This window comes from Bacillus sp. TL12, assembly GCF_022625245.1.
In the GTDB taxonomy this organism is placed as follows: domain Bacteria; phylum Bacillota; class Bacilli; order Bacillales; family Bacillaceae_G; genus Bacillus_A.
The window spans coordinates 1-5,078 of the sequence record NZ_JAJJBY010000091.1; the positions used below are offsets into that span (position 1 = coordinate 1).

The following is a 5,078-nucleotide window of genomic DNA, read 5'->3' on the forward strand; positions in this document are numbered from 1 at the left end:
GTGCTACCCCTAATTGGAATTTTTAATAAAGCATTAGGTCTAGGTGGTGCTCAAAAATCCCCTTATCTTCCAGAATCGATAGCTACTATTTTACAAGAAAATGTTGAAATTCAAGTTTTACTTATTCTTTTGCTAATGTATGGAATTTTTTATATTTATTATAGAAAGCAAAGGAGTGCTTAGTTGTTATTTAGATAGTTTACCAACAGTTTAATTCGTTCTAAATGTTTTATTTGTGTATATAGATTAATCACTATTAAAATTCTTATTTTTATCAATCTTTATTCCAAATCAACACAAAAAACGGTTATCCTTTCTGATCTTGCTCGTTTAGTTTAGAAAGAATAACCGTTTTTTGTACTTGGGGGTACTAAAATTTCTTAGCTTGATGGGCATGTATGGTGACCCCTAATAACGTACACATTAGTCAAATAAGTAATTATTGTACTTTCGATATAAAGTTATGAACTGTCTTATTAAAAACATGGGGTTGACAAAGGTTACTTGGGTCAAAAGAATCATTAATAACCTGTATCTCTGAATTTTTTATTAAATTAGCTACTTGTTTCATCATCTGAACACCTAATTTAGTATAGTCTCCAACCAAACAAAGGGTCGGAGCTTCTATAATTGATAAATGTTTATTAAATTTAATTTTATTTATTGCTTTTCTTTGAATTTTAGCTTCATGTTTTCTCATGTTAAACATTACACTTTCCATCTCTGTGCTAGCCAAAGCCCATCTTTTATACGAGGCTTTTGTTAATTGGGCTAACCACTTTTTAGGAAAATTAATAACCCAAGTTTGGTTAGCACCAATCATAGCTAATAATTTTTGAAAGGAATCAATGGACGTGTCACAAAAACTATCCACTATTACTAATGCCTTAACAGTTTCGGGATAAGTAATGGCTAACTTTTGAATTAAAACACCGCCATACGAAACTCCAACAAATATTGCAGCTTCAATCTTTAAAAGGTTTAAAATTTCCTTTATATCGTTTGTTTGCATTTCCAAAACACTTTCAAAGTGACAGTCTAGTTTTCCAGAATTTCCATTACCTCTTAAATCTATTAAAATTACTTCGAAAAAGTTTTTAAAATACTCTACTTGTGGTTTATACATCGAGGAAGAAGCACCTAATCCATGTATAAAAATAAGAGGTCTCCCTTTACCAAAAGATTCATAAAATATTTTAATTCCGTCTTTAGTTCTTAAATAAGGCATTTCTCTCCCCCTTAACACAAAAATTTCACCATCATCTTCTTATTTTGCTTACGTTAGTTAAGTACATTCCCTCAAAATCTTCTATATATACTTTAACAAAATATCTAATTGCCTATTAAAGTTTTATTCCACAAAATGGCCCGATTGTTGTACACAAGTTAAACAATACTCTTCAACTAACCTGCCCGTTGAATAAGAAACAAAATTTATATCGTGAACTTAGATAACCTAAGTGTATTTCTGTATCTGATGAATTACAACTATTTGCTCAAGAGATTCAAAGCTTTTTATCTCCAAATATCTTACGAGATCTTGCTAGAGATGTTGGTTTCGTGCAACGAACCAGTAAATACCAAGCAAAAGATCTAGTCGCTTTATGTGTATGGATGAGTCAAAATATTGCTACGACTTCTTCAACTCAATTATCCAGCTGTTTGGAAGCATCAACAGAAGTGCTCATCAGCCCTGAGGGATTGAATCAACGATTTAATCAAGCGGCTTAATTCAAAAAAATGAAACCCGTTAGGGTTTATTTCGTATGTAAATCTTTAAATTCCCTACACGTAGCCTTTAGAAAAAAGAAACAACCTCTACTATAATTGACGTTGTATGAGCTTAGCTTGATAGCGATGTGTTAGTGCCCCTAGTATGATTTTTTTCATTAAAAATTCCCCCGTATTTTTTTCATAAAAACAAACAATACCATAATTATACATTGGAAATATTACCATAACAATTTGTTATTTTGAAAGTATGTTAAATTCTCCAATTTCTAGTTATTAGTATTGATTACTTGCGGATTATTACACATGCTTATCAACTTATGAATTCAGAATTACCCCAAAACGAAAAAATGAGCTTTTTTGTTACAAGTTAGCACAAAATTTCGTTCTGAGGGTACTATAAAATTTTAGCTTGATAGCGATGGGGTCACCATACATGCCCATCAACTTAAGAATTTTATAATGCCCCCAAAACGAAAAAATGAGCTGACTTTTCAGAGTAACTATCTGTAGAGAAAGAAAATTTTCATTTAGGGGGTACTTCAAAACCTTAGCTTGATGGTGATGGGGTCACTATATCAAAAAAAGTAAATTGTACGTTAGATACATTTTTCAACCGCTTCCTGTACGTTAAGGGATTGGTTGTTTTTTATAATGAAATTCTAAATATCTAATGATAATAGGTGAAAAAGACGATCAATAGTTGGGATACGGAAATGATTCGAATTTACATTCTTTCTCAATACATATTATGGATAAATAAAGTAAAATATGGGTTGGGGTTATGTCTCATGTTGTGTTAATCCTAACAATAACTAAGGGTACATAATAATATGCTTTCATACCTTTGAATAATTTTGTTATAGAAGGGATGGAGATTTAAATGGCTCAAATTGTTGGTATTGATAGATACCTTTGTACTGGGGCTTTAATCTTTAAGAGTGAGGGCCTTTCCCTAAGTCTTGTCAGGAAGTAAGGAACAGTAAGCAAACACTTATACAATATGAATAGAGGAGAGGAATGTCTTATGAAAATACGTAGTCAAATTACATGTGCAAGTCTTGCCCTTTTAATAGCTGGAAGTTCCCTGTTATATACAACGCCAGCCTCAATTGTAAAAGCAGAGCCCACTCAAAATGTATCTAGTTCGTTACAAACAAGCACTCAACGAGATCGTAATTCCGTCAAGCAAGCAATGCGGGATACATTGCAACTTGGATACCCAGGGATACTTGCTAAAACTTCCGAGGGTGGAAAAACGTGGGGTTATGCCGCTGGGGTAGCGAATCTGAGCACCAAGCAACCAATGAAAACAGATTTTCGCTTTCGCATTGGAAGCGTGACGAAGACATTCACCGCAACGGTTGTACTTCAATTAGCTGGAGAGAACCGCTTGAATCTAGATGACTCCATCGAAAAATGGTTGCCTGGTGTCATTCAAGGAAACGGATATGATGGTAACCAGATTAAGATCCGGCAGATATTGAACCATACAAGTGGTATCGCTGAATACTCAAGGTCAAAAGACGCTGATTTTATGGATACAAAAAAATCGTATACGGCTGAAGAGTTAGTGAAGATGGGGATTTCTCTGCCCCCAGACTTTGACCCAGGAAATGGTTGGTCTTATTCAAATACAGGATACGTATTACTGGGTATTCTTATTGAAAAAGTAACCAGAAACAGCTATGCGGAAGAGATTGAAAATCGAATTATTGAACCGCTTGAATTATCGAATACATTCCTACCTGGAAATTCAAGCGTTATTCCAGGCACCAAGCATGCCCGTGGATATGTCCAACAAGACGGAACAAGTGAGCTAAAAGACGTTACTTATTATAACCCAAGTGTAGCTAGCTCAGCTGGAGATATGATTTCTACTGCTGACGACTTAAATAAATTCTTCTCTTACTTGCTCGGTGGCAAATTACTGAAAGAACAGCAACTAAAACAAATGCTTACTACAGTTCCTACAGGAAGTGAAGGAATCGATGGATATGGTCTTGGAATCTATGAAACTAAGCTTCCAAACGGTGTCTCGATATGGGGACACACAGGTGGCATTCTAGGGTTTACTACTCTTGTTGGAGGTAAACTTGGAGGCAAGCATACGTTGGTCGTCAATTGGAATAGTTTGGGTAGAACTGACAGTCCTAATCCTTTTAAAAATATTTTACTTGCTGAATTTAGCAAGTAGGGGTCACCATACATGCCCATCAGCTTAAGAGATTTTAATACCCTCAAATACCAAAAAACGTTATCCTTTCTAAATAAGCTAAATTAGAAAGGATGACGTTTTCTTATGCATTTTTCGATTCAAGATGAATTACAATCATTTGCGGAAGAATTACAACGATATGTTACACCTGTATTCTTAGAAGAACTTGCAAGAGAAATCGGATTCATAAAGCGAAAACGTAAGTTTTCTTGGATCAGACTTAGCTACTATTTGTATTTGGATCAGTCAACGGGTGGCAAGCGATCCCTTAGTCCGATTATGTAGTAGGCTTCATGCTGCGACAGGCACTTTACTTAGCCCTGAGGGCTTAAATAAACGCTTAAATACAAAGGCAGTTTTATTTTTACAACATATTTTTTCTTTACTGTTACAACAAAAAGTCTGTGAACAAACACAAATTTCTAACCATCTTTTCTCTTATTTTCAACGAATTCGTATCCTAGATGCCACCATATTTCAAGTGCCAAATGCTTTAGAGAATACATATCCAGGCTCTGGAGGATGTGCTCAAACAGCCGGAATCAAAATTCAATTAGAATATGATCTGCACAGTGGGGAATTTCTTAACTTTCAAGTTGGACCAGGGAAAAATAATGACAAAACATTTGGTACGGAGTGCTTAGATACCTTACGACCAGGAGATTTATGTATTCGTGATTTGGGTTATTTTTCATTGGAAGACTTAGATCAAATGGATCAACGAGGTACATACTATATTTCTCGTTTAAAATTAAATACGAATGTATATGTGAAAAATCCAGATCCAGAATACTTTAAAAATGGTGCTATTAAGAAACAATCGGAATACATACAAATCGATGTGAAACAGCTTTTAAACCAACTACAGCCCGGAGAAACATTTGAATTAAAGCATGCTTATATTGGTGATAAACAGCAACTGTTTGCGCGTGTTATTTTTAGTCGATTAACAGAAAAGCAACTTCAAAAACGACGAACGAAGATCGCGGAAAAAGAAAAATCCAAAAATAGAACGTACTCAGAGAAAAGTAAAGTTGTAGCGGGATTAAACGTGTACGTGACGAATACACCTTGGGAATGGGTTCCGATGGAACAGGTACATGAGTTATATACTTTGCGTTGGCAAATA

The 5,078-nt window shown here is 34.7% G+C and carries 2 protein-coding genes and 3 pseudogenes; 4 read left to right on the forward strand and 1 reads right to left on the reverse strand.

From position 1 onward, the window contains the following. Positions 1 to 183, forward strand: a pseudogene (locus LOK41_RS27205) (phosphoglycerate mutase); the annotation flags it as partial. A 256-nt stretch (positions 184 to 439) separates the two neighbouring features. Here the strand turns inward: LOK41_RS27205 and LOK41_RS27210 are convergent. Next, positions 440 to 1,228 (reverse strand): alpha/beta fold hydrolase, encoded by a 789-nt coding sequence (locus LOK41_RS27210; RefSeq protein ID WP_241819199.1) that lies wholly within the window; start codon positions 1,226 to 1,228, stop codon positions 440 to 442. Positions 1,229 to 1,464: 236 nt separating this feature from the next. On the opposite strand from LOK41_RS27210, the pseudogene LOK41_RS27215 reads away from it, so the two are divergent. The 3 genes and pseudogenes from LOK41_RS27215 to LOK41_RS27225 all read left to right on the forward strand — a co-directional run. After that, positions 1,465 to 1,728, forward strand: a pseudogene (locus LOK41_RS27215) (IS4 family transposase); the annotation flags it as partial. Between the two features lie 1,030 nt (positions 1,729 to 2,758). Next, positions 2,759 to 3,928 carry a serine hydrolase domain-containing protein gene (locus LOK41_RS27220; protein WP_017154330.1) on the forward strand — a complete coding sequence of 390 codons (1,170 nt, stop codon included), beginning with the start codon at positions 2,759 to 2,761 and terminating at the stop codon, positions 3,926 to 3,928. A 105-nt stretch (positions 3,929 to 4,033) separates the two neighbouring features. After that, positions 4,034 to 5,078: pseudogene (locus LOK41_RS27225) on the forward strand (IS4 family transposase); the annotation flags it as partial.

What these genes read in the sequence shown, in the direction of transcription:
- LOK41_RS27210 (WP_241819199.1), bottom strand. Translation starts at nt 1,228, where the DNA reads ATGCCTTATTTAAGAACTAAAGACGGAATTAAAATATTTTATGAATCT.
- LOK41_RS27220 (WP_017154330.1), top strand. Translation starts at nt 2,759, where the DNA reads ATGAAAATACGTAGTCAAATTACATGTGCAAGTCTTGCCCTTTTAATA.